Here is a 23895-nt window from a genome sequence, read left to right on the forward strand (position 1 = left end):
CGATGGTCGGATCCCAGGTCGATCGGCTGGCGTTGATCGAGGCCCGGCAGGGCCGGATCATCGACGCGGTCACCGAATTCGGTGACCGTCATCCCCACACCGCCCAGGCGTGGGGACTGCTGAGCCTGGATTTCACCGGCATCGCCTTCGCGGCCCTGTTCTTCTGCTGGTCGCTGACCCCGTCGCTGCTGCCCCGCGACTGGTTGTTCCAGGGCATCATCGGCGGCATCAACGTCGCCATCGGCTACGGCGTGGGGTGTGCCGTCGGCTGGGCCGGGTACCGGCTGCTGCTGGCGAACCGACTGTGGTGGCCGCCGCCGCTGCCCGTGCTGCGGGCGATCAAGGTCGCGGTCCCCGTCGCGGCCGTGCTCGCGTCGCTGGTGGCCCTGGTGTTCGCCTCGCGGCAGCAGCGTCAGCTCGCCGCGCTGATGAATGCCGAGGGCACCACCACCAGCGGGTATCTGCGGACCCTGGTGCTTGCCGCCGCCGTCGCGATCACCCTGATCGCGACCTGGCGGGGGCTGCGCGAACTCGCGGGGATCGTCGCGTGGCAACTCGTGCGGCGCCTGCGCATGCCGCCGGGTGCGGCTCGCTCGCTCGGTGCGCTGCTGGTGGTGCTGGTCGTCTTCATGCTGATCGACGGTGTGCTGGCCCGGGGTGCGTACGCGGGACTCAACGTGGTGTTCGGTCTCCAGAACAGCGAGACCCGCCCCGGGATCACCCAGCCGCTCGTGCCCGAGAAGTCCGGGAGCCCGGAGTCGTTCGCGGCGTGGGACACGCTCGGCTACCAGGGCCGCGACTTCGTCGGCCGGGGACTGAGCGCCGCGGAGCTGACCGCGATCAACGGCGCCCCGGCGAGGGAACCGATCCGGGTCTACGCCGGGCTCGAGACCGCCGACACCCCCGAGGCGCGTGCCGACCTGGTGATCGACGAGCTCGAACGCACCGACGCGTTCGACCGCGAGGTGCTCGTCGTCATCCCGACCACCGGCACCGGATGGGTCAATCCGACCGCGGCGATGATGATGGAACTCGTCCACAACGGCGACGTCGCCCTCGTCGCGTGGCAGTACTCGTACATGCCGAGCTGGATCTCGTTCCTCGCCGACCGCGAGAAGGCCGCCGCCGCCGGCGACATGCTGATCGACCGGGTGCACAACCGGTGGCTCGCCCAGGCCGCCGAGCATCGCCCGAAGCTGTACCTGTACGGGGAGAGCCTCGGAACCCAGTCGGGGGAGGGCGCTTTCGACACGCTCGCCGAGATCCGCGACACCGTCGACGGTGTCCTGTGGGTCGGTCCGCCCAACTCGAACCGCCTGTGGCGTCAGCTCGTCACCCGGCGCGACCCGGGCACCACCGAGGTCGAGCCGGTGTACGCGGACGGCCTGGTGGTGCGCTTCGCCGACAACCGCGCGTCGATCGGCGAACCCGACACTCAATGGTTGTTCCCCCGGATCCTGTACCTGCAGCACGCCTCCGATCCGGTGGTGTGGTGGTCCCCGGACCTGATCTTCAGCCGGCCGGACTGGCTGTCCGAACCGCCCGGACCCGATCGGCTGCCGCAGATGCGGTGGTTCCCGTTCGTGACGTTCTGGCAGGTCTCGGCGGATCTGACCAACGCCGCGGGGGTACCCGACGGTCACGGCCACAACTACGGCACCACGGTGCTCGACGGGTGGCTCGCGATCGCCCGGCCCGAAGGCTGGGCGGAGACCGACACCGAGCGGGTGCGGTTCGCGCTGAGCGTCATCGACGACCTGCAGGGACCGGAGAAGTGAGCCGGCCGGGACGGGCTCGCCGCCGGCCGTGGCTCGGTCCGGCCGTCGCCGCGGCGGTCGTCGGCTGGGGTGCGGTGCTGCCGGCCACGCGCCTCGGGCCGCGGGGGCGGGCCGTGCTGTCCGCAGCGGTCGGCGCCGCGGCGGTGGGTGCGGCGCGGGCCTCGGGCCTGGAACGGGCGACGCTGGGACTGGACCCGGTGCACCTGGTGTCCGGCGCCCGCTGGGGTGCGGCCGCCGCGACCGTCCCGCTCGCCGCCTACGGAGTGATGCTGGCCGTCCCGTCGCTGCGTGCCCGGCTCGTCGACGAGGCCCGCGCCGAACGTGAGGACTTCTACGAATGGGTGGGCCTGCACATTCCCTTCGGCACAGTCGCCGCCGAGGAACTCCTGTTCCGCAGCGTGCTCGCGGCGCTGCTCGGTCCGGGCGGGGCGGGGTCCGGCCTGCACGCGGCGGCCTTCGGGCTGTGGCACGTGCGGCCCGCGAGGGACGCCGGTCACCACGTGCTCGGAACCGTGCTGGTCACCGGACTCTCGGCGGTGGTCTTCGACGGGCTGCGCCGGCGCAGCGGCAGCGTCCTCGCGCCGGCACTGCTGCACCTGGCCCTCAACGCCGGCGGCGCCGTGGCCGTCCGCCTGGCCGGCCTGCCGCCCGAGGAGGACGCCGCCGCGCCGCGGCGGCGTTAGGCTGGCTCGCCGTGGCACCGCGCAGACCCGTCGACCCCGCCGAACTCCGCGCCGCCCTGCTCCGGGTCGGTCCGTGGCTGCGGGCGGAGACCGACGACGCGCCCGCCCGCACCGACCTCGCGACGGCCGTGCGCCTGAGCGCCCGTGCCCTCGAACAGGTGGCGCCCGGATCCAGCGTCGAGGTCCGGGTGCCGCCGTTCGTGGCGGTGCAGTGCATCGAGGGCCCCCGCCACACCCGGGGCACCCCGCCCAACGTGGTCGAGACCGACCCGCGGACGTGGCTGCGGCTGGCCACCGGTCTCGTCGGCTTCGCCGACGCGGCCGCCGAGGGATCGCTGGACGCGTCCGGCAGCCGGGCGGGGGAAATCGCGCACTGGATGCCGCTGCTGCGGTTGTGAGTGGGGGACTACGGGACGCCGGATGGGGCCCCGGCGGCCCGTCGGGGCGGGGCACCGTCGCGCGACCCGTAGAATGGTGTTGCCTCTCTTCTGTCCAGCCCCCAGGGAGCACCCCGGTGACCAGTGCCGATCTGTCGGTCCACACACGTAATCTCCTCGCAGCCGAGGAACCTGAGAACGAACCTCGCGAGGAGTGCGGAGTCTTCGGAGTGTGGGCTCCGGGCGAGGATGTGTCCAAGCTCACGTACTACGGCCTCTATGCGCTGCAGCACCGCGGCCAGGAGGCGGCCGGCATCGCCGTCGCCGACGGCTCGCAGGTTCTCGTCTTCAAGGATCTCGGGCTGGTGAGCCAGGTCTTCGACGAGCAGACGCTCGCCGCCATGTCCGGTCACATCGCGATCGGGCACTGCCGCTACTCGACCACCGGGTCGACCACCTGGGAGAACGCCCAGCCGATCTTCCGCACCACCGCGGCCGGCACCGGCGTCGCGCTCGGCCACAACGGCAACCTGGTCAACACCGCCGAACTCGCCCAGCGCGCCCGCGAGCTGGGCCTCGGCGAGGACCGGCGGGCGGTCACGGCGACCACCGACTCGGACATCGTCGGCGCGCTGCTCGCGCACGCCGCCGCCGACAGCACCGTCGAGCAGGCGGCCCTCGAGCTGCTGCCGACCCTGCGTGGTGCCTTCTGCCTCACCTTCATGGACGAGCACACGCTCTACGCCGCCCGCGATCCGTGGGGAATCCGGCCGTTGTGCCTGGGTCGCCTGGACCGTGGCTGGGTGGTGGCCAGCGAGACCGCCGCGCTCGACATCGTCGGTGCGTCCTTCGTGCGCGACATCGAGCCCGGCGAGCTGCTCGCCATCGACGCCGACGGCGTCCGCTCGACCCGCTTCGCGAACCCCGAGCCCAAGGGCTGCGTGTTCGAGTACGTCTACCTCGCGCGTCCGGACTCGACGATCGCGGGCCGCTCGGTGCACGCGACCCGCGTCGAGATCGGCCGGCGCCTGGCCAAGGAACACCCGGTCGACGCGGACCTGGTCATCCCGGTCCCCGAGTCGGGCACCCCGGCCGCCGTCGGCTACGCCCAGGGTTCCGGCATCCCCTACGGCCAGGGCCTGATGAAGAACGCCTACGTGGGCCGCACCTTCATCCAGCCGAGCCAGACCATCCGGCAGCTCGGCATCCGGCTCAAGCTCAATCCGCTGCGCGAGGTGATCCGCGGCAAGCGGCTCGTCGTCGTCGACGACTCGATCGTGCGTGGCAACACTCAGCGCGCCCTGATCCGCATGCTCCGCGAGGCCGGTGCGCTCGAGATCCACGTGCGGATCGCGTCGCCGCCGGTGAAGTGGCCCTGCTTCTACGGCATCGACTTCGCGTCCCCGGCCGAGCTGATCGCCAACGGCGGCGGCACCCGCGACGCCTCCGAGCTGACTGGGCACGACTTCGACGAGATGGTGGAGATGGTGCGCCGTTCGATCGGTGCGGACTCCCTCGGGTACATCTCGATCGACGGGATGATCGGCGCCACCGAGCAGCCCGCATCGCGCCTGTGCGCCGCGTGCTTCGACGGGCACTACCCGATCGCGCTGCCGAAGGAGCACGCCGTCGGAAAGAACGTGCTCGAAGGCATGCTCGGCGGGGCCGCGGGCACCGCGCCGGTGCTCGACAACGACAACGCGGACGCGTTGAGCCGCCCCTAGACCCACCCGCCGCCGCGATGGCGGCGGCCACGGTTTCGCGTCGTCGCGCGTCGGCGGTCCGACCCGGTCAGGTACCTTGAGGTGCGCGATCGGCGGGCTTCGGCGTGCGTGCGCGCGCCCGGCAGCGATGCCGACACACCTGTTCACCACAACTCGAGGCTGGAGCCGACAACCCATGACCGAGGACACAACCCCCGGAGCTTCCTACGCAGCGGCGGGCGTGGACATCGAGGCCGGCGATCGAGCCGTCGAACTGTTCGCACCGCACGCGAAGAAGGCGACCCGCCCGGAGGTGCTCGGCGGCCTCGGCGGATTCGCGGGTCTGTTCGCGCTCAAGGGTGACTACAAGGAACCGCTGCTCGCGGCGTCCACCGACGGCGTCGGCACCAAGCTCGCCGTCGCGCAGGCCCTCGACAAGCACGACACGGTCGGTCTCGACCTCGTCGCGATGGTCGTCGACGACCTCGTGGTCTGTGGCGCCGAGCCGCTCTTCCTGCAGGACTACATCGCGGTCGGTCGCGTGGTGCCCGAGCGGGTGGCCGAGATCGTCGGCGGCATCGCGGCCGGCTGCGTCCAGGCCGGTTGCGCGCTGCTCGGCGGCGAGACCGCCGAGCACCCCGGCGTGATGGCCGACGGGGACTACGACCTGTCCGCCACCGGTGTCGGCGTCGTCGAGGCCGACAGGCTGCTCGGACCCGACCGGGTGCGCCCGGGCGACGTGGTCATCGCCATGGGCTCGTCGGGCCTGCACTCCAACGGATACTCGCTGGCGCGCAAGGTCCTTCTCGACATCGGCAAGATGAGCCTGACGGCACACGTCGACGAGTTCAGCCGCACCCTCGGCGAGGAACTGCTCGAGCCGACCCGGATCTACGCGAAGGACTGCCTCGCGCTGGCCGCCGAGACCGAGGTCCGTACCTTCTGCCACGTCACCGGCGGGGGACTCGCGGGGAACCTGGCCCGCGTGATGCCGAAGGGACTCGTCGCCGAACTCGACCGCACCACGTGGAGCCCGGCTCCGGTGTTCGGGCTCATCGCCCAGCGCGGCCGCGTCGAGCGGGCCGAGATGGAGAAGACCTTCAACATGGGCGTCGGCATGGTCGCGATCGTCGCGCCCGAGGACGTCGACCGGGCCCTCGCGGTGCTCACCGCGCGGCACATCGACTGCTGGACCCTGGGCACCGTGCGCAAGTCGCAGGACCAGGACGACGTGCGGGCCGTGCTGGTGGGCGACCACCCGCGGTTCTGACCCGGCGCCGGCCCGAGTCCGGCATCCGGGAACGCCCCACCCCGGAACCTCTCCACACCCGAAACACGCAGCGCCCGGGCCGTTCAGGACGGCCCGGGCGCTGCGCGTCGTGGTGATGAAGAAGTTTTCGGGATCGCCTCACCGCCCGACCGGGTCCGCAGAGCTGTGCGGGATCCGGGCGGAGGGGAGGGGTGCCCAGCGGGAGGGGGGAGTCGGTGGTCCGACTCCCCCCTCCCGTGCGTGAGGCTCGGGTCAGCGACGCCAGTCGTCGTCGTAGTCGTCGTCCCAGGCGGAACGACCGTCCGGGCCGGAACGCTGGTCCGCGAAGACCTCGTCCCGGTGCGAGTTGGGTGTACCGCCAGACAATTCCCGCTGGAGGCTCTCGAAGTCGGTGGCCGGTGAGCTGTACTTGAGCTCCCGTGCAACCTTGGTCTGCTTTGCCTTAGCCCGGCCGCGGCCCATGGCTAACCCCCTCGCGCCTTGACGGGGCGGCCTGGGGAATTTGGCGGCCCCGGTTAATTGAGTATTTTCCTGGCCACCACTCTAGCGTGCAAAAGTCGGTTCCGCCTCCACACACCTGGTTGCGGCAGTGTCCGATTGGTCTCACCCACAGGCGACCTGGGCAAATGCGGTACCGGTGGCGCTCAGAGCACCCCGGGGATCGCCCGCACCGTGCCGACCCGGATGCCGCCGCCGAGCACCGGCTGCGAGGCGAGCTCCGCGTGGTCCTCGGACCACGTCACGCCGAGGTGGTGCAGCAGGGCGGCTGTGAGGGGGAGCCGGGCCCGCTCGTGGCCGTCGTCGATCTTGAGGGCGAACGCGGTGCCGTCCGGCAGGGCGCCCGCGTGCACGCCGTCCGCGCCGGCCTTGCACAGCAGCCCCGGCACCGCGGGCATCAGCCGGGCGTCGTCCTTGCCGCTGCCCGAGACGAGGTGCGGATGACGCCGGATCGCGTCGGCGACGGCCCGTTCCGGCGTCCCGGGCGCGGCCGTCGCCAGCCGCGAATAGGCGCGGGCGAGGTTGAACAGCGGTAGCGGCACGATCGGCAGGCCGCACCCGTCGATTCCGAGATCGGTGTCCTCCACGTCGCCGGCGAGTTCGAGGATCGTCTCGACCACCGCCTGCTGCAGCGGATGGGCGGAGTCGAGGTAGCCCGGCTCGTCCTGCTCGGCGCGGACGGGCCAGCCGTTCGCGGCGCACGTCGCGAGCATCGCCGCGTGCTTGCCGGAGCAGTTCATGTACACCGTCCGCCGTGGGCGGCCGGCCGCGACGATCGTCGCGCGGGCCGGTTCGTTGCCCGGCAGGTCCGGCGGGCACTGCAGGTCGTCCTCGGTGAACCCGTGCCCGGCGAGCAGCGCGTGCACGAGCCGGACGTGGTCCTCCTCGCCCTCGTGGGAGGCCGTCGCGATGGCCAGTTCCTCCGTCGACCGGGGCACGAATCCGTGGCGCAGCAGGGCCACCGCCTGCAGCGGCTTGTTCGACGAACGCGGGTAGACGGGCGTGTGGATCTCTCCGAGGGCGATCCGCACCTCACCGTCCGGCCCGACCACGACGAGCGAGCCGCGGTGCACGCATTCGCGGAATCCGGACCGCACCACTTCCACGAGTTCGACGCTCAATACTCCACCTGCACCTCTCGTCCGGCGACTCGTCTGCGAGCCTTGTCGGCGACACTAGGGGACAAGTCGGCCTGCCGTTCGAGCATCACCGCGATCCGCGCCGGGTCCCGGCCGGTGAACAGCTCCCGCACGGTCACCCCGTGCTCGGGCACGTGCACGACGGTGATCCCGTCGCCCGCCTCGACCGGGCCCTCGACGATCACCTTCAGGTACGCGCCGGTGTCGCCGCGGGCCGCGAACCGCTTCACCCAGCCCGGTTCCTGCGCCCACACCCCGAACGTGCCGCACGGGGTGCGCGGTCCGGTGACCTCGAGGAGCAGGCCGGCGGATCCGATCCGCCAGCGCTCGCCGATCACGGCATCCGACGTGGCGATCCCGCTCACGCGCAGGTTCTCGCCGAACCAACCCGCGGGCAGTTCGCGGCCGAGCTCGTCGGCCCAGCGGCGCACCTCGTCCTCGGCGTACGCGTAGACGGCCTTGTGGCGGCCGCCGTGGTGGGCGGTGTCGCACTGCCGGTCGCCGTGCAGGCCGAGCTGCCGGACCGGCACGGGCCCGGGCACGGGCCGCTTGTCGATGGCGGTGTACGGAACGCGGCGGGTGCCGCTGTGGCGGACGGCGTGCACCACGCAGACCGCCTCGACCCGGCCGGTCGGGACGTACGGGTGGCTCACCGCCCGCGGAGCCGTTCCACGGCGAGCCGGCCGGCCTGCACGGCGGCGTCGTCGGGCACCGAGTCCGGATCGATCGCCGCGGCGCAGGGTCCGGCGACGAGCGCCGTACCGACGGGAACGTTCCGCTTGACGAGGGCCAGCGCGACGGGACCGAGCTCGAAGTGGTCGACGACGGTGCCCACCCGGCCGACGGCGCGACCGTCGGCGGTCACCGGGTCGCCGGGTTCGGGCCGGCCCTCGGCGGAACCGTCGAGGTGCAGCAGGACGAGGTGCCGGGGCGGCTTGCCGAGGTTGTGCACCCGCGCGACGGTCTCCTGCCCCCGGTAGCAGCCCTTGTCGAGATGGACGGCGCCGTGCTCGGCCGGGCCGCCGATCCAGCGGGCCTCGTGCGGGATGGTGCGCTCGTCGGTGTCGAGGCCGATGCGCGGGCGCAGCGAGACGACCCGCAGCGCCTCGAATGCCCAGGTGCCCGCCGGGCGGGCACCGGCGTCGACGAGGGCGGTGAACACGTCGGCGAGCCGTTCCCGGGGTACGAGAAGGTCCCAGGCGTCGTCGGTGGGCCAGGGCATGCGCCGGACGAGCCCGCCCCCGGGCAGCGCGGCCGCGGCGTAGACGTCGGCGGGCAGGGCGTCGATGCCCAGCGCGGCCAGGACGGCGGCATCGCCGGCGTGCGGACCGAGCAGGGTGAGCACGGCCAGTTCGTTGCCGTCCCGCGGCTCGGCCTTGGACCAGAACACCATCTTGGTGAGGAACGCGAGCAGGTCCGGTCCACGCTGTGGCTCGGTGTCGATCCAGGTGACGTCGTCGAGATCGGTCTGCACGAAGTGGTGCTCGACGCGGCCCTGCGCATCGAGGCTGAGGTTCTCCGCCGAGGTGCCGTCGCGCAGCTGCGCGACGTGCTGGCTCGAGATGGTGTGCAGCCAGCTCAGGCGCTCCTCGCCGGGAACGGCGACGACGAACCGGGTCGAGCGGTCGACGACGGCCACGCCGGTGAGGGCAGCGCGCTGTTCACCGAACGGGTCGCCGTAGTGCCACGGCAGTCCCGCGTCGGGGGTGCCGGCCGGCGCAGGGACGGCGCCGGGGCGGGCAAGGAGTGGGCTGTCGGTCACGGAGGGAGTGTCGGCCACGACACCAGTCTAGGAGCGCGGGTCTGTACCGGGAGGAATGGATAGGGTGTGCGCATGGCTGAGCGGGTGCTGGTGACGCTGGACGGCGAGGTTCGGGACGCGGATGTGCCGCTGCTGCACGCGGACGACATCGGGGTGCTGCGCGGCGACGGGGTGTTCGAGACGCTCCTCGTGCGTGGCGGGCGGGCACGCACCGTCGAACAGCACCTGAGCCGGCTCGTGTCGTCCGCCGCGGCGGCGGGACTGCCGGCCCCCGAGCGCGACGACTGGCGGCTGGCGATCGAGGTCGCGATCGAGCAGTGGGACGCGGAGCGGGAGGGGGCGTTGCGCCTGGTGTACACCCGCGGCCGGGAGGGCGGGAGTGAACCGACCGCGTTCCTGTTGCTGACGCCGGTGGCCGAACGGGTGTACAAGGCCCGCAAGGACGGGGTGTCCGTGGTGACGCTCGAGCGCGGCTACTCGGTGGATCTCGCGTCGAAGGCGCCGTGGCAGCTGCTCGGGGCCAAGACCCTGTCCTACGCGACGAACATGGCGGCGCTGCGGCACGCCGAGTCGCTCGGCGCCGACGATGTGATCTACATCAGCAGCGAGGGGTACGTGTTGGAGGGGCCACGTTCGTCGGTCCTCATTGCGCGCGGCCGCACGCTCATCACTCCGCCGCCGGAGCAGGGGATCCTGCCCGGTACCACGCAACAGGCGCTGTTCGACGTCGCGGGCGACCACAATTTCGTCGTGCGGTACGAACCGGTCCGTCCTGCGGATCTTGTTGTGGCGGAAGGTGTTTGGCTCGTCTCGAGCGTCGCTCTGGCGGCGCGGGTGCACACCCTCGACGGGCACGCCCTGTCCCGCCGTGCCCTGGTCGGTGAGGTAGAGGCGTTGGTGGACGCCGCGGTCGAGTGAGCGCCGCCGCGGCCCGGCCGGGGGCGTGCCGCTCGCGCGATCGGAAGCATGTGTCGGTCGACACCGTCGACGCTTCTGTCCACTTCTACTACTGTTAGTAGTAACAAGGTCTCCGGCGCGTGCGGCGGATGGTCCCTTGTGCACAGAGTCCGAGGCCCCGAGCCCGCGCCCCGGATTCGGAGCCTGTCCCTGGGCGTCACCTCGGAGTAGCCATGGATGTGTTGGACCTGTCCCGGTGGCAGTTCGGCATCACCACCGTCTATCACTTCATCCTCGTCCCGCTGACCATCGGTCTCGCCCCGCTCATCGCGATCATGCAGACCATGTGGGTGGTCACGAAGAAGGACCACTGGTACCGCCTGACGAAGTTCTTCGGCAAGCTCTTCCTCATCAACTTCGCTCTCGGCGTGGCCACCGGCATCGTCCAGGAGTTCCAGTTCGGCATGAACTGGAGCGAATACTCCCGCTTCGTCGGGGACGTCTTCGGCGCCCCGCTGGCGCTCGAGGGCCTGGTGGCGTTCTTCCTCGAGTCGACCTTCCTGGGCCTGTGGATCTTCGGATGGGGCCGGCTGCCGAAACTGCTCCACCTGGCGACGATCTGGCTGGTCGCGATCGGCGTGAACGCATCCGCGTACTTCATCATCTCTGCCAACTCGTTCATGCAGCACCCCGTCGGTGCGACGTACAACCCCGAGACCGGGCGTGCGGAGCTGACGAGCATCTGGGAACTGCTGACCAACAACACCGCGCTCGCGGCGTTCCCCCACACCGTCGCCGGGGCGTTCCTCACCGCCGGCACCTTCGTCGCGGGCATCGCCGGCTGGTGGATGGTGCGCAACATGCGGCGCGCCGCGCAGGCCGAGCCGGTCGAGGCCGACCGGCTCGAGGGTGAGGCCCGCGGGATGTTCCGCCCCGCCGCCCGCCTCGGCATGCTGGTCATGATCGTCTCCGGTGTCGCGCTCTTCGTCAGTGGCGACATCCAGGCGAAGCTCATGTTCGAACAGCAGCCGATGAAGATGGCGTCGGCGGAGTCGTTGTGCCACACCGAGACGGACCCCAAGTTCTCGGTCCTGACGATCGGCACGCACAACAACTGCGACGGTGTCATCCACGTCCTCGAGGTGCCGTTCGTGCTGCCGTACCTCGCGCAGGGCGAGTTCACCGGCGTCACCCTGCAGGGCGTCGAAGACCTGCAGGACCAGTACGAGGAGCAGTTCGGCCCCGGCAACTACCGGCCCAACCTGTTCGTCACCTACTGGTCGTTCCGCGCCATGATCGGCCTGGCCGCCGGTTCGGCCGCGCTGGCCCTGGCCGGGCTGTGGGTCACCCGCCGCGGCCGCGTCCCCGACCAGAAGTGGTTCGGCTGGTTGAGCATCCTCGCCATCCCCACGCCGTTCCTGGCCAACAGCGCCGGCTGGATCTTCACGGAGATGGGACGCCAGCCGTGGGTGGTGCACCCCAACCCGACGGGCGTGGACATGATCCGGCTCACCGTCGACCAGGGCGTGTCGAACAACTCGTCCGGCGCCGTGATCGCCTCGCTGGTGGCCTTCACCGTCGTCTACGGCGCGCTCGGCGTCGTGTGGTTCTGGCTGATCCGCCGCTACACCATCGAGGGCCCGTTGCCGCACGACGCCCACCCGCCGGGTGAGCACGACGACGAACCCGACGACACCGGCCGGCCCAAGCAGCTGTCCTTCGCGTACTAGGAGATCGGTCATGGGACTTCAAGAGGTCTGGTTCGTCCTGATCGCGGTGCTGTTCACCGGGTACTTCGTGCTCGAGGGTTTCGACTTCGGTGTCGGCATGCTGATGCCGGTGCTCGGCCGGGGCCGCACCGAGACGGCCGACACCCGCCGCCGGGTGTTGCTCAACACCATCGGACCGGTGTGGGACGGCAACGAGGTGTGGCTGCTCACCGCGGGCGGCGCGATGTTCGCCGCGTTCCCCGAGTGGTACGCGACCCTGTTCTCCGGGTTCTACCTGCCGCTGCTGCTGATCCTGCTCGGCCTCATCGTCCGGGTCGTGGCGATCGAGTACCGCGGCAAGATCGACGACCCCACCTGGCGGCGGCGCTGCGACTGGGGCATCGTCTTCGGCTCCTGGGTGCCGGCCGTGCTGTGGGGCGTGGCGTTCGCGAACATCGTCCGCGGCGTCGCCATCGACGAGAACAAGCAGTACATCGGTGGCTTCTTCGACCTGCTGAACCCGTACGCGCTGCTCGGCGGCGCGACCACCGCACTGGTGTTCGCGCTGCACGGCGCGGTCTTCATCGCCCTGAAGTCCGCCGACGAGGTGCGCGAGGACGCCGTGAAACTCGCCGCCCGGCTCGCCGTTCCGGCGGTCGTCGTGGCCGGTGTCTTCGTGGTGTGGACGCAACTCGCCTACGGCAAGACCTGGACGTGGCTCGTCGTCGGCGCCGCGGCGGCGGCGCTGCTCGCCGTCGTCGCCCTCACCCGCGCGGAGCGCGAGGGCTGGGCGTTCGTGTTCACCACCGTCGCGATCGTCGGCACCGTCGTCCTGTTGTTCGGCTCGCTGTTCCCGAACGTCATGCCGTCCACGCTCGGCGACACCCTGTCGCTGACGATCGAGAACGCGTCGTCGAGCCCGTACACGCTGAAGGTCATGACGTGGGCCGCGGTGATCGTCACCCCGGTGGTCCTGATCTACCAGGGGTGGACGTACTGGGTGTTCCGCCAGCGCATCTCCACCAAGCACATCCCGAAGTCCATCGGCCTGTCGCTCGGGACGAAATGACCGCGCCCGCCGACGCCCCGGTGCGTCCGTTCGGCTCCGCCCCCGGAGCGTCGGACGCGCCGCGGCGTCGCGGGCCGATCGACCCACGGTTGTGGCGTTACTCCGCCACCGCCCGCGGCTATCTGGCGCTCGCCGTCGTCACGGCCTCGATCAACGTCGCGATGATCGTCGTGTCCGCACTCGCGATCGGTGCGGTCCTCGCCGGGGTGCTCACCACCGGCTCCACCGACCTCGGCGCATGGCGGACCGAACTGCTGACGCTGGCCGCGGCCGTCACCGTCCGGACCCTCGTCACGTGGGTGCAGTCCCGGTTCGCGCACCGCTCGGCGAGCCGGGTCGTCGCCGAACTCGAGCACGAGGTGCTCGCGGCGGCGACCCGGTTGCCGCCGCGCGAACTCGAACCACGCCGCGACGAGATCGCCACCGTCCTCACCCGCGGGCTCGGCGGGCTCTCCGAGTACCTCACCGGGTACGTGCCGGCCCTGCTGCTCGCCGTCACGCTCACCCCGATCACCGTGGTGGTCATCGCCTTCCAGGACCTCACCTCGGCGATCATCGTCGTCGTGACGCTGCCGCTCATCCCGGCGTTCATGATCCTCATCGGGCTGCTGACCAAGGGCAAGGCCGACCGCACGCTGCGCACCATGACGACGCTGTCGGCCCAGCTGCTCGACCTGATCGCCGGTCTGCCCACGCTGCGCGCGCTCGGCCGCGAGCAGGGGCCGGCGCAGAAGGTGCGCGAACTCGGCGACGACCACCGCCGCACGACCATGTCGGCGCTGCGCGTGGCCTTCCTGTCCGGCACCGTGCTCGAATGGCTCGCCACCCTGTCCGTCGCGCTGATCGCGGTGAGCATCGGCCTGCGCCTCGTCTACGGCGACATGGCCCTCGAGGCGGGCATCGTCGCGCTGATCCTCGCCCCCGAGGCGTATCTGCCGCTGCGCACGGTGGGCGCGAAGTTCCACGCTGCCGAGGACGGCAAGGCCGCCGCCGAGCGCGCCTTCACGATCCTCGACCGTGCCCCCGCGACCACCTCGGTGTCGGAGAGCGCCGAATTCGATTCCACCGCAGCCGAACTGACGTTGACCGGCCTCAGCGTCGCGAGCCGCGACGGCTACGCCCCGTTCCGGCTCGACGCCGTGTGCCGGCCGGGCGCCGTGACCGTGCTGACCGGAGCGAACGGCTCGGGCAAGTCGACGGCGCTGCTCGCCGTCCTCGGCCTCGCCGCGCCGGTGGAGGGCTGCGTCGAGGTCGGTGGCCGTCCCGTGGTGGCCGCCGACGCGTGGTGGGGGCAGGTGGCGTGGCTGCCCCAGCGGCCCGTGCTGCTCCCCGGCACGCTGGCCGACAACCTGCGCCTCACCGGCGTGGACCTCGCCACCGCCGGGATCGACGACATCTGTGCGGCAACGGGATTCGACGAGGTGCTCGAGGAGCTCCCGGACGGCTGGGACACCGTCGTCGGCGCCGGCGGCAGCGGGCTGTCGCTCGGGCAGCGGCAACGGCTCGCCCTCGTCCGCACCCTCGCCGCGGACCGGCCCGTGCTGCTGCTGGACGAGCCGACCGCCCACCTCGACGACACGACGGAGACCACGGTCCTGGCGACGGTGCGGGAACTGGCCCGTCGCGGACGCACCGTGGTGATCGTCGCGCACCGCCCGCGCATCCTGGCGATCGCCGACACCGTCGTCCGGGTCTGCTCCCACAGCGACGCGACCTCCGGCACGGGGGAGCGGTGATGAACGATCTGCGTCGCGCGATGGCGCTGCTCGAACTGCGCCCCGGCCGGGTCGCCGCCGCCGTCGCCGCCGGCGTCGCCACCCTGGGCAGCGCCCTGGCGCTGGCGGGCCTGTCGGCCTGGCTGATCATCCGTGCGTGGCAGATGCCGCCGGTGCTGGACCTGACGGTCGCCGTCGTCGCGGTGCGGGCCCTGGGCATCTCCCGCGGCCTGTTCCGCTATCTCGAGCGGCTCGCCGGCCACGACACCGCGCTGCGCGGCACCACCGCCGCTCGCACCCGGCTCTACCGGCGCCTCGCCGACGGCGACCCGGTCGCCTCCGCCGGCCTGCGCCGCGGGGACCTGCTCGCCCGCACCGGCGCCGACGTCGACGCCCTCGGGGACGTGGTGGTCCGGGCGCTGGTGCCCATCGCCGTCGCCGCGGTCCTCGCCCTCGCCGCCGTCGGCTGGCTCGCCCTGATCTCCCCGGCCGCGGCGGCGGTCCTCGCCGTCGCGCTGCTCGTCACCGGCGTCGCGGCCCCGTGGCTGTCCGCCCGCGCCGCGGCCCGCGCCGAGGCCGACAGCGCCGCCGCCCGCGTCCGGTTCTCCCGCGACGCGGTCACCGCGCTCGACCACGCCGCCGAGCTGCGGGTCGCGGGCCTGCTCCCGCAGGCCGTCGGCCGGGCGCACCGCGCGGGCGTGGACGCGGTGCGGGCCACCGACCGCGCGGCCGTCCCCGCCGCGTACGCGGAGGCCGCCACCCCCCTCGCGGTCGGGGCGAGCGTCCTGGGGTCGCTGCTCGTCGGCATCGCGGTCTTCGCCGAGGGCGGGATGAGCCCGATGTCCCTCGGGATCCTCGTGTTGCTGCCCCTGTCCGCGTTCGAAGCCGGCGCGGCGCTGCCCGGCGCGGCCGTCACCCTCACCCGCGCCCGGATCGCGGCGCGCCGCGTCGTCGACCTGCTCGACCGCGCCGACCGGCCGGTGCCGCACGGCACCCGGCCCGTCGCGGAACCGTGCCACCTGCGTGCCGTCGATCTGCGCAGCGGCTGGCCCGGCGGACGGGACGCCGGGCCCCTCACGCTCGACCTGCCACCCGGCGCGCGCGTCGCCCTCGTCGGGAGCAGCGGCAGCGGCAAGACCAGCACACTGATGACCCTCGCGGGGTTGCTCGAGCCCGTCGCCGGGACGGTCACCCTCGGCGGCGTGCCGCTCGCCGAGCTCGAACCGGCTGCCCTGCGGCAGAAGGCCGGATTCTTCGCCGAGGACGCCCACCTGTTCGAGACGTCCGTGCTGGAGAACCTGCGGGTGGCCCGCGGCGACCTCACCGAGGCCGAGGCGCTGGACGTGCTCGGCGACGTCGGGCTGGGGGAGTGGGTGGCCGGGCTTCCCGACGGACTGCACAGCACCCTGGCCGGCGGTGCGCGGGCTGTCTCCGGGGGCCAGCGGCGCCGGTTGCTGCTCGCGCGGGCCCTCGTGTCCCCCGCACGGGTGCTGCTGCTCGACGAGCCGACCGAGCATCTCGACGCCGTCGACGGTGCGCAGTTGCAGCGGCTGCTGCTGGACCGGGACGCCGGATTCGTCGCGCCCGAGCGCACCGTCGTCGTCGTCACGCACCAACTGCCCGGCGACACCGCGGCCGACCTCGTCGTTCGCCTGGGGAAAAACTCGTTGCCCGCGGTCTGAGCGGGGCGTACTTTCGGGCGTACACGAGAAAGGAGGTGGTCTGAATTGAAGTATCGGACACGTGAGGTGGCTGCGCGCTAGCCGCTGTAATCGACGACGGGATTGTCGACCGCTGCAGCGGCCGGCGAATACCACGCAGTCACCCGGCCCCCGAGCCTCCCGGTCCGTCCGACCGGGAATCGCCGAGACGATCCGTCCCGGCGTAGCGCTCGGGGCCGTTCGCGTCCGTCGCTCGGGGGCCGTTCGCGTCCGTGGGCGGAGGCCGTGCGTGGGCCGCGCGACCACGTCCCTCGGCTCGGGGACCGGCGGAACGGGCCGCGTGCCCGGAGGGCGGTTCCGAAGGAGTGCCGGACGGTCAGCCGATGTAGCGTGCCAGCCGCGCGGACATGTGCGGCTGCAGTTCCCCGTCCGCGGTGACGCGTTCCTCGACGTAGGCGAGATCGCCGCCCTCGACGATGCCGTACAGGCGCTTGGCGCCGCCGACCACCTCGCCGGACTGGCTTCGGATCACCACGTCGGTCGCCAGCTCCCAGGACGACTGGGTCAGGGCGGTGCCGTAGTACAGCTCGACGACGCCGGAGCTGTGATTGAGGAGCAGCTCGAGGGTTTCCGGATCCTCGCTGCCGGGCGCGCCGGTGCCGGAGACCCGCCAGAATCCGCTCTCCCGCCGGTCCGGGCCGCGGTAACCGCCCTCCTCGTCGAGGCGCCACGAACGGGCCTCCCACACGAGGTAGTTGCCGCCGTCGTGGGTGACCACGATCTGCTGGCCGAAGCGGTAGTCGCCGGTGCGGGGATCGTTGCCCTCGCCCTCGCCGCGCCACACGCCCACCATGGGCAGCAGCGCCAACAGCTCCGGATGCATGTCCGGGCCGAGGCGCAGGTTTGCGGTGTCGTCGGGGACGGGCAGGCCGCTCAGGATCGGGACGTTCTTGTCGGCAGTCGCCTTGGCCCGTTCGAGGGCGTCCGCGACCGCCTTGTCGCCGCTACCGCGGACGACCTCCCGTTCCTCACCGGACTCGGCACTCACGGCTGATCGGTCACCAGACGGTAGAGGACGTACACCGCGAACCACGTGATGAGCACGGCCGCCAGGACAAGGAGAGCTTCGAAGAAGATGACCACGGCCATATCCTAGACGGCGCCCGGAGAGCGCGAAAACCGACGCCCCCCACCGGGCGCGCAGTGCGGCGCGCGAGATAGTACCGTGCAGTGGGCCGTGCGGGCCCTTTCGTCCGGAAAGTCCGACTCGGAGGTCGTGTGCGCCCCATCCGTCTGCTGCTGCCGGCTGTTGCGGCGCTCGCGACCCTGTCCCTGACCGTGCCCGTCGCGGTCGCCGCCCCCGGGACGGGGTCGAGCAGCGGTTCGTCCGGGCCCGCCGTCCACCCCGACAACTACGCCCTGGAGTGCCCCGACCTGCTGATCGTCGCGGTCTCCGGCGCCACCGACTCCGAGGCCGGCCGCGATCCCGTGGTCGAGGAGTCGCGGCAGCTGTGGTCGAACTGGGTGGGCAACGTGACGGTCCCGGCCGGCGAGGCCACCGCGGACCGTCCGGGCTCGATCGGCTGGATGTACGTGCCGTACCCGGCCACCTACGGCCTGGGCGTGTTCGAGGACGTGCCGACCTATCAGGACTCGGTGGCGGCGGGCGTCGCGTCGACCAACCGCATCCTCGACGAACGCAAGAGCGCCTGCGGGGAGCGCACCCGGTTCGCGCTCGTCGGCTACAGCGTCGGCGCCGAGGTGATCGAACGGGTGAGCCGCGAACTCGGGCACCGGCCCGCCGAAGCCCACGTCGCACCGGACGACATCGCGGGGGTCGTCCTCGTCGGTGACCCGTACCGGCCGGCGGGGGTCGACTCGATGGGCGATCCCGGTCCGCCCGGTGGCGGGTTCATGTCCTCGGAACCCGCCGACTACGGGGCGCTGGCCGACCGGGTCGTGTACTCGTGCCGGCGTTACGACGTCGCGTGCGACGCACCCGAGGACATCGCGGTGCTCGAACTGGCCCTCGGCGTGCTCGGACAGATGCGGTTCACGCTGCTGAACCCGTTGCAGACCGTCGGCGACCTGGGCGGTGCGCTGGCGGTGACGGCGGCCCGCGCGGCCGCCCACATCGTCACCCGCGACGACTGGTGGGAGTCCGGCGAATCCCTCCTCGACGTGCTGCGCAAGGTCGTCGACACGACGTACCCGGTGGACCCGAGCGCCGACGTGAGCCCCGAACGGATGCGGGAGATTCTCGACTGGGCCTTGGGACCGGGCCGGCCGGTCGTGGTGGAGAAGCTGCGCGCCGAGGGAGCCGGCTTCGCCGACGACAACAGCGGCATCGTCGACCTGTTTCTCGAGCCGTACCTCCTGCTGGGCTTCATCCAGCACATCGGCTACTGGAACACGAACCCGCACGATCCCTGGTACTCGGACAGTGAGCGGATCGTCGACTGGATCGTCGCGCTCGCCGACGCCGAACGGACGGACCGGCAGCCGCAGAACTGACCACGGACGACGGCGGGCCCGTTCCCGGAGGAACGGGCCCGCCGAACGGTCTGCTACTTCGCGACCGTGACCTCGACGTGGTGGACGCCGGGGGCGGCCGGGCTCACGGCGACGTCACCGTTGCCACGGCCGGACAACGCGCGGACCTTCCAGTCGCCGGGCGCGGCGAAGAAGCGGAAGTCACCGGTGCCGGAGGCGACGACCTCGGCGGTGAACTCACCGGTGCCGTCGAGCAGGCGCACGAAGGCACCGCCGACCGGCTGGCCGTCGGCGTCGACGACACGGCCGGTCAGGACCGTCTCCTTCTCGACGTCCACGCCCGCGGGCAGGGTCTGGGACTGAACGGGTGCACCACACATGGTCAGCGAACCTCCAACTCGATCGGGGCTCCGACGAGCGAGCCGTATTCGACCCAGCTGCCGTCGTAGTTCTTGACGTTCTTCTTGCCGAGGATCTCCTGCAGCACGAACCAGGTGTGGCTCGAGCGCTCACCGATCCGGCAGTAGGCGATGGTCTCGCGGCTGTCGTCGAAGCCCTTCGCCCGGTAGAGGGCCTCGAGGTCGTCGTCCGACTTGAAGGTGCCGTCCTCGTTGGCGGTGGTGCTCCACGGGATGTTGATCGCACCCGGGACGTGGCCGCGCTGCTGGGCCTGCTCCTGCGGCAGGTGGGCCGGGGCGAGGATCCGGCCGGAGAACTCGTCGGGGGAGCGGACGTCGATGATGTTCTTGGTGCCGATCGCGTCGATCACCTCGTCGCGGAAGGCGCGGATCGAGTAGTCCGGCTCCTGCGCCTTGTACTCGGTGGCCGGGCGGGTGACCTCGTCCTTGGACAGCGGGCGTCCGTCGAGCTCCCACTTCTTGCGGCCACCGTCGATGAGCTTGACGTCCCGGTGCCCGTAGAACTTGAAGTACCAGTACGCGTAGGCGGCGAACCAGTTGTTGTTGCCGCCGTAGAGCACGACGGTGTCGTCGTCGGCGACGCCCTTCGCGGACAGCAGGGCGGAGAACTGCTCCCGGTTCAGGAAGTCGCGACGGACGCCGTCCTGCAGGTCCTTACGCCAGTCGAGCTTGATCGCGCCCTCGATGTGCCCGCCGTCGTAGGCTGCGGTGTCCTCGTCGACCTCGATGAACACGGTCTTCGGTGCGTGAAGGTTCTGCTCTGCCCAGTCTGCTGAGACCAGGACGTCGGAGCGAGCCATGGAGTTTCCTTTCGGTGTTGACACTCTCGGTCGAGTGGAACGGTGCGGAGGGAACGGTGGTCAGGCGGCGACGGCCCGGAACCTGGCCACGAGCGGGTAGATCGCGCAACCGAGGCACACCCCGAACGCGGCGTTGAGCAGCGCGGCGAACAGCGCGAACCCGGTGGCGACGAGACCGGCGAGGTCGGCGCCGAGGAGGAATCCGAAGGTGCCCACGGCGGCGAACACGAACCCGACGAGCTGCGCGAACCGCAGCGGGGCGACCGGTTCCTTCTCGGTGGGGGCGCCCAGCCGGGGCGCGACGAGCCGCGCGAAGAGCAGGCCGTAGGGGCTGCGGCGCGGGCCGAGGGCCGCACCGGCCGCGAACACCGCGGTCTGGACGGCGAGCAGTACGCCGGCCACCGTGGTCGAGACCGTCGCGACGGCCAGGACGACGACGAGGACGGCGGTGGTGATCCACACCGCGAACCGGGGGCCGCGGACGTCTACCTGCTGACCCTGGCGGGCGGCGGGGGCGGTGGTGGACATGAGGGGTGCTCCTGCTGGGAGGGGACGCATGGGGGCGAACCGTCGCGGTGGCAACCGCGGGGATCACACCGGTGACGGCAGCGGATGCCGCGGAGACGGTCGGGCGTCTCGGCCGGGGTGATCAGCAGCAGGTACAGCAGAAGCCGCCGAGGCGGCACAGATCGACTGTGCGGCGTCGGGTGAGCATGAGCTCTCGGCAGGTCGACACGGCAGGCAGCTTAGCCGACGTCTCGACGGATCGGGGCCCAGGGGGTGCGCAGCGGCACCAGCGCGGCCCGCAGGTCCGCCGCGGCCGGCACCCCCGAAACCCGGTACCTTTCGGTGCCGGCGGCGTCGAACAGGAACGTCGTCGGCAGCGACAGCACGCCGAGTTCCCTTGCCAACTGCGGGTTCTCGTCGATGTCCAGTTCGAGGTCGCGGGGTGCCGGCAGCCCGTCGCCGGTGGCCGCGAGGTCGGCGACCACCTGAGCGACGACCCGGCGTACCGCGGCGCACGGTCCGCACCAGTCGGCGGAGAAGTGCAGCACCACCGGCGCACTGCCGGTGCCCACGCCCACCGCGGCCAGCAGGGGGCCGGGCCCCGGCGCGGGGGCGGCCGCGACGGCGCGGACCTTGCCCGCGCGGGCCCGCAGGACGGTCCCGGTGATCAGGGCGGCAGCCACCACCACCAGCAGTACGACGACGGCGGTCACAGGCGCTGAACCTCCTCGAGGTCGATCGTGGTCTGGTGCGCCTCGCCCTCGATCACGATCGTCGAGCCGCGGGCCTCGACCGCGGTCGGGCGCACCCCGAACGGCAGGTTCTGGGGTTCGATCGTGGTGGTGAACAGGCCCAGCACCGCCGGCTTCAGCGGATCCGGCACGGTGAAGTCCGCCTGTCCCTCCGGGCCGAAGTACAGGTCCGACGCGACGATGCGCACCGTGTCGCCCTCGAGCAGCAGGTCCGCCTGGACGCTGACCTCCGCGGAGACCGGGCCGACCGGAACCGTGCCGGTGAGGACGACCCCGCCCGCGGTGGTGCGTCCGGAGCCGCCGGACCCGCCGGTGCCGTCGGACTTGTCGGCCGGGGGAGCGGACACCTGCAGGTCGGGAATGCCGTAGAGCTGACCGAGCTCGGTCGCGTCGATCATCACGCGCCCGTACAGCAGGTCCACCGGCACCGAGCGGATCGAACCGTCGAGCAGCTCGCCCGCGGCCGCATGGGCACCGATCAGGTTGGCCTCGATCGTGATGTCGCCGAGCGTCCTGCTGGGCACGCCCTGCGCCCGGATCTCCACGTTCTCGTAGCGGCCCGCCCGGGCCTGGGTCAGGAACGGGAATCCGTGGATGGTCACCGCCGGGTCCGCCGTCAGCGCCCCACCCTCCCGCAGCGACCGCGAGACCCGGTACTCGGACCACGCCGCGGCGCCGAAATCGATCAGGAGCGCGACTCCGACGAGCGTCACGAGAGCGAGGATGAGTTTGCGCACCGCACCATTGTGACGGACGGCTCGCGCCGCTTCCCGAGTGCGGTTGCCCGGTGAACGCCGTCGTGGCGTTAATCTGTAGCGCGTCGTTTACACGAGTTTCGCGCAGCCCGCGAAGAATGGAGGCACGGTGGAGCTGTTGCTGCTGACCTCCGACCCCAACCCGGACGCGGTCCTGCCCTCGCTGTCGTTGCTCGCGCACTCGGTGCGCCCGGCACCGACCGAGGTGTCCTCGCTCCTCGAGGCCGGTTCCGCGGACATCGCCATCGTCGACGCCCGCACGGACCTGGCCGCGGCCCGCGGCCTGTGCCGGCTGCTCGGCAGCACCGGGTCGGCGATACCGGTCGTCGCCGTGCTCACCGAGGGCGGCCTGGTGGCGGTGAACCCGGAGTGGGGGCTGGACGACATCCTGCTGACCACCACCGGCCCCGCCGAGCTGGACGCGCGGCTGCGATTGCTGGTCGGCCGGTCCGGCGGTGCGGCGGGCCCCGAGAACACCGGCAAGATCACCCTCGGGGAGCTCTCGATCGACGAGGGCACCTACACCGCTCGCCTGCGTGGCCGCCCCCTCGACCTGACGTACAAGGAGTTCGAGCTCCTCAAGTACCTCGCGCAGCACGCCGGCCGGGTGTTCACCCGCGCGCAACTGCTGCAGGAGGTCTGGGGTTACGACTTCTTCGGCGGCACCCGCACCGTCGATGTGCACGTGCGGCGCCTGCGCGCCAAGCTCGGCCCCGAGTACGAGTCCCTGATCGGCACGGTCCGCAATGTCGGCTACAAGGCGGTGCGGCCCACCACCAAGACCGGGAAGGGCGGCTCCACCACCATCGAGTTCGAGGACGCCGAACTCGCGGACTAGGCTCGCCGTCGTGGAATTCGTCAGCCGACTGTCCGCCGAGCAGGCCGCCGAGGTGCGGGCGCTCGTCGCCCGCGCCCACGCCGCCGACGGAACGGCCCCCGTGTCCGAGCAGGTGCTGCACTCCCTCACCGGCGACGGCGACGTCCGGCACCTGGTGGCCGTCGATGCCGCCGCGATCGTCGGCTACGCCAATCTGGTCCCCGGTCACGGGGAGCACCCGGCGATGGCCGAGGTGGTCGTCGATCCGCCGCACCGCCGCCGCGGCGTGGGGTCGCGGCTCGTCGCCGCGGCCCTCGACGCCGGTGGTGCCGGCACCCGGGTGTGGGCACACGGCGACCTCGAGTCCGCGCGGGCGCTCGCGGCGCGGCTCGGCCTGACCCCGGTCCGGGAACTCCTGCAGCTGCGGCGCCCCCTCGGGGAGCCCGAGCTGCCGGCCCTGCAGGTCCCCGACGGGCTGATCCTGCGGACCTACCGCGGACCCGAGGACGACGCGGAACTGCTGCGGGTCAATGCCGCCGCCTTCGCGTGGCACCCCGAGCAGGGCCGCTGGACCGAGCGCGACGTCGCGCAGCGCCGCAGCGAGTCCTGGTTCGACCCGGCCGGGGTGTTCCTCGCCTTCGACGAGCAGGACCCGGACCGGCTCCTCGGCTTCCACTGGACGAAGGTGCACGCCGCCACGGCGGACCAGCCGGCGATCGGGGAGGTGTACGTGGTGGGCATCGATCCCGGGGCGCAGGGGCGCGGTCTCGGCCGGCTGCTCACGCTCGCCGGGTTGCGGTATCTGCGGGAACGCGGGCTCGGCGCGGTGCTGCTGTACGTCGAAGGCGACAACGACGCCGCGCTGCGCACCTACGGCCGGCTCGGATTCGAGCGATTCCACGTGGACCTCGCATACGCGAAAGCGTGAGCGGAGCACGTACCGAACGAGTCCGGCCCGTGAATGTCGTGTGACGTCGACCATACGGACTGCAGGTGTACTTTTCGCGTTCACGTCGCGTTCACCTTCGGGCGTCCAACCGTCAACCCGTCCTCATTAACTTTCCATTACGGGCCGCAGCATGCCGGTCCGG

Annotated in this window: 23 protein-coding genes; 13 read left to right on the forward strand and 10 right to left on the reverse strand. The window is 71.9% G+C overall.

Going from position 1 to position 23895, the window contains the following annotated elements; translation table 11 throughout:
* Window positions 1–2: 2 nt before the first annotated feature.
* The 5 genes from ISO16_RS22590 (at window position 3) to purM (ending at window position 5811) form a co-directional block, all read left to right on the forward strand.
* Window positions 3–1778 (forward strand): alpha/beta hydrolase, encoded by a 1776-nt coding sequence (locus ISO16_RS22590; RefSeq protein ID WP_006930227.1) that lies wholly within the window; start codon window positions 3–5, stop codon window positions 1776–1778.
* Window positions 1775–2461 (forward strand): CPBP family intramembrane glutamic endopeptidase, encoded by a 687-nt coding sequence (locus ISO16_RS22595; RefSeq protein WP_072634415.1) that lies wholly within the window; start codon window positions 1775–1777, stop codon window positions 2459–2461. The genes ISO16_RS22590 and ISO16_RS22595 overlap by 4 nt, the downstream gene beginning before the upstream one ends.
* Window positions 2462–2472: 11 nt before the next feature.
* Entirely contained in the window at window positions 2473–2859 is a 387-nt protein-coding gene (locus tag ISO16_RS22600) for a sterol carrier family protein (RefSeq protein WP_006930223.1), read from the forward strand.
* A 116-nt stretch (window positions 2860–2975) separates the two neighbouring features.
* Complete coding sequence (gene purF, locus ISO16_RS22605; protein ID WP_006930220.1) at window positions 2976–4562, forward strand: amidophosphoribosyltransferase; 1587 nt, start codon at window positions 2976–2978, stop codon at window positions 4560–4562.
* A 175-nt stretch (window positions 4563–4737) separates the two neighbouring features.
* Window positions 4738–5811: a phosphoribosylformylglycinamidine cyclo-ligase gene (gene purM / locus ISO16_RS22610; RefSeq protein WP_006930215.1), complete on the forward strand. Its 1074-nt coding sequence runs from the start codon at window positions 4738–4740 to the stop codon at window positions 5809–5811.
* A 252-nt stretch (window positions 5812–6063) separates the two neighbouring features.
* Here purM and ISO16_RS22615 read toward each other — a convergent pair whose 3' ends face one another.
* From ISO16_RS22615 to ygfZ, 4 genes are all read right to left on the reverse strand, one after another.
* The gene (locus ISO16_RS22615; protein ID WP_006930206.1) at window positions 6064–6273 is read right to left on the reverse strand and encodes a DUF3073 domain-containing protein; all 210 of its coding nucleotides are present in this window, start codon (window positions 6271–6273) and stop codon (window positions 6064–6066) included.
* 182 nt (window positions 6274–6455) lie between these two features.
* Complete coding sequence (locus ISO16_RS22620; RefSeq protein ID WP_072634416.1) at window positions 6456–7430, reverse strand: asparaginase; 975 nt, start codon at window positions 7428–7430, stop codon at window positions 6456–6458.
* Window positions 7427–8101, reverse strand: coding sequence for an MOSC domain-containing protein (locus tag ISO16_RS22625; protein ID WP_006930202.1), 675 nt, complete (start codon window positions 8099–8101; stop codon window positions 7427–7429). The genes ISO16_RS22620 and ISO16_RS22625 overlap by 4 nt, the downstream gene beginning before the upstream one ends.
* Window positions 8098–9228 carry a CAF17-like 4Fe-4S cluster assembly/insertion protein YgfZ gene (ygfZ, locus tag ISO16_RS22630; RefSeq protein ID WP_072634417.1) on the reverse strand — a complete coding sequence of 377 codons (1131 nt, stop codon included), beginning with the start codon at window positions 9226–9228 and terminating at the stop codon, window positions 8098–8100. The genes ISO16_RS22625 and ygfZ overlap by 4 nt, the downstream gene beginning before the upstream one ends.
* 54 nt (window positions 9229–9282) lie before the next feature.
* On the opposite strand from ygfZ, the gene ISO16_RS22635 reads away from it, so the two are divergent.
* The 5 genes from ISO16_RS22635 (at window position 9283) to cydC (ending at window position 16282) form a co-directional block, all read left to right on the forward strand.
* On the forward strand, window positions 9283–10128 hold the full coding sequence (locus ISO16_RS22635; RefSeq protein WP_029541472.1) for an aminodeoxychorismate lyase: 846 nt from the start codon (window positions 9283–9285) through the stop codon (window positions 10126–10128).
* Between the two features lie 212 nt (window positions 10129–10340).
* The gene (locus ISO16_RS22640) at window positions 10341–11837 is read left to right on the forward strand and encodes a cytochrome ubiquinol oxidase subunit I (RefSeq protein ID WP_006930196.1); all 1497 of its coding nucleotides are present in this window, start codon (window positions 10341–10343) and stop codon (window positions 11835–11837) included.
* A 10-nt stretch (window positions 11838–11847) separates the two neighbouring features.
* Window positions 11848–12885, forward strand: coding sequence for a cytochrome d ubiquinol oxidase subunit II (gene cydB / locus ISO16_RS22645; RefSeq protein WP_006930194.1), 1038 nt, complete (start codon window positions 11848–11850; stop codon window positions 12883–12885).
* Window positions 12882–14621: a thiol reductant ABC exporter subunit CydD gene (gene cydD / locus ISO16_RS22650; RefSeq protein WP_072634418.1), complete on the forward strand. Its 1740-nt coding sequence runs from the start codon at window positions 12882–12884 to the stop codon at window positions 14619–14621. The genes cydB and cydD overlap by 4 nt, the downstream gene beginning before the upstream one ends.
* Window positions 14621–16282, forward strand: a complete 1662-nt coding sequence (gene cydC / locus ISO16_RS22655) for a thiol reductant ABC exporter subunit CydC (protein WP_029541479.1) — start codon at window positions 14621–14623, stop codon at window positions 16280–16282. The genes cydD and cydC overlap by 1 nt, the downstream gene beginning before the upstream one ends.
* A gap of 355 nt (window positions 16283–16637) precedes the next feature.
* Here cydC and ISO16_RS22660 read toward each other — a convergent pair whose 3' ends face one another.
* The gene (locus tag ISO16_RS22660; RefSeq protein ID WP_029541483.1) at window positions 16638–17309 is read right to left on the reverse strand and encodes an FABP family protein; all 672 of its coding nucleotides are present in this window, start codon (window positions 17307–17309) and stop codon (window positions 16638–16640) included.
* Between the two features lie 230 nt (window positions 17310–17539).
* Here ISO16_RS22660 and ISO16_RS22665 point away from each other — a divergent pair, with 230 nt between their 5' ends.
* Complete coding sequence (locus ISO16_RS22665) at window positions 17540–18775, forward strand: cutinase family protein (protein ID WP_072634419.1); 1236 nt, start codon at window positions 17540–17542, stop codon at window positions 18773–18775.
* Between the two features lie 53 nt (window positions 18776–18828).
* Here ISO16_RS22665 and ISO16_RS22670 read toward each other — a convergent pair whose 3' ends face one another.
* The 5 genes from ISO16_RS22670 to ISO16_RS22690 all read right to left on the reverse strand — a co-directional run bounded on the left by ISO16_RS22670 (window position 18829) and on the right by ISO16_RS22690 (window position 21969).
* Entirely contained in the window at window positions 18829–19134 is a 306-nt protein-coding gene (locus ISO16_RS22670; protein WP_029541490.1) for a DUF1416 domain-containing protein, read from the reverse strand.
* 2 nt (window positions 19135–19136) lie between these two features.
* Window positions 19137–19973 (reverse strand): sulfurtransferase, encoded by an 837-nt coding sequence (locus tag ISO16_RS22675; RefSeq protein WP_006936411.1) that lies wholly within the window; start codon window positions 19971–19973, stop codon window positions 19137–19139.
* A 60-nt stretch (window positions 19974–20033) separates the two neighbouring features.
* Window positions 20034–20501 carry a DUF4395 domain-containing protein gene (locus ISO16_RS22680; RefSeq protein WP_072634420.1) on the reverse strand — a complete coding sequence of 156 codons (468 nt, stop codon included), beginning with the start codon at window positions 20499–20501 and terminating at the stop codon, window positions 20034–20036.
* A 218-nt stretch (window positions 20502–20719) separates the two neighbouring features.
* The gene (locus tag ISO16_RS22685) at window positions 20720–21193 is read right to left on the reverse strand and encodes a thioredoxin family protein (protein ID WP_006936409.1); all 474 of its coding nucleotides are present in this window, start codon (window positions 21191–21193) and stop codon (window positions 20720–20722) included.
* Entirely contained in the window at window positions 21190–21969 is a 780-nt protein-coding gene (locus ISO16_RS22690; protein ID WP_072634421.1) for an LmeA family phospholipid-binding protein, read from the reverse strand. The genes ISO16_RS22685 and ISO16_RS22690 overlap by 4 nt, the downstream gene beginning before the upstream one ends.
* Window positions 21970–22096: 127 nt before the next feature.
* Between ISO16_RS22690 and ISO16_RS22695 the strand changes: the two genes are divergently transcribed.
* Both ISO16_RS22695 and mshD read left to right on the forward strand, forming a co-directional pair.
* On the forward strand, window positions 22097–22825 hold the full coding sequence (locus ISO16_RS22695) for a winged helix-turn-helix transcriptional regulator (protein WP_006936407.1): 729 nt from the start codon (window positions 22097–22099) through the stop codon (window positions 22823–22825).
* A gap of 10 nt (window positions 22826–22835) precedes the next feature.
* Window positions 22836–23732 (forward strand): mycothiol synthase, encoded by an 897-nt coding sequence (gene mshD / locus ISO16_RS22700; protein WP_072634422.1) that lies wholly within the window; start codon window positions 22836–22838, stop codon window positions 23730–23732.
* The last annotated feature ends 163 nt before the right edge of the window (window positions 23733–23895 follow it).

This window comes from Rhodococcus sp. M8 (assembly GCF_015654185.1).
Lineage (GTDB): Bacteria > Actinomycetota > Actinomycetes > Mycobacteriales > Mycobacteriaceae > Rhodococcus > Rhodococcus aetherivorans.

Excerpts from the sequence above, each read along its gene's own strand:
- cydD (WP_072634418.1), top strand. The coding sequence starts at position 12,882 with ATGACCGCGCCCGCCGACGCCCCGGTGCGTCCGTTCGGCTCCGCCCCC.
- cydB (WP_006930194.1), top strand. The coding sequence starts at position 11,848 with ATGGGACTTCAAGAGGTCTGGTTCGTCCTGATCGCGGTGCTGTTCACC.
- ISO16_RS22590 (WP_006930227.1), top strand. The coding sequence starts at position 3 with ATGGTCGGATCCCAGGTCGATCGGCTGGCGTTGATCGAGGCCCGGCAG.
- ISO16_RS22615 (WP_006930206.1), bottom strand. The coding sequence starts at position 6,273 with ATGGGCCGCGGCCGGGCTAAGGCAAAGCAGACCAAGGTTGCACGGGAG.
- ISO16_RS22675 (WP_006936411.1), bottom strand. The coding sequence starts at position 19,973 with ATGGCTCGCTCCGACGTCCTGGTCTCAGCAGACTGGGCAGAGCAGAAC.
- cydC (WP_029541479.1), top strand. The coding sequence starts at position 14,621 with ATGAACGATCTGCGTCGCGCGATGGCGCTGCTCGAACTGCGCCCCGGC.
- ISO16_RS22680 (WP_072634420.1), bottom strand. The coding sequence starts at position 20,501 with ATGTCCACCACCGCCCCCGCCGCCCGCCAGGGTCAGCAGGTAGACGTC.
- purM (WP_006930215.1), top strand. The coding sequence starts at position 4,738 with ATGACCGAGGACACAACCCCCGGAGCTTCCTACGCAGCGGCGGGCGTG.
- ISO16_RS22670 (WP_029541490.1), bottom strand. The coding sequence starts at position 19,134 with ATGTGTGGTGCACCCGTTCAGTCCCAGACCCTGCCCGCGGGCGTGGAC.
- ISO16_RS22640 (WP_006930196.1), top strand. The coding sequence starts at position 10,341 with ATGGATGTGTTGGACCTGTCCCGGTGGCAGTTCGGCATCACCACCGTC.
- ISO16_RS22635 (WP_029541472.1), top strand. The coding sequence starts at position 9,283 with ATGGCTGAGCGGGTGCTGGTGACGCTGGACGGCGAGGTTCGGGACGCG.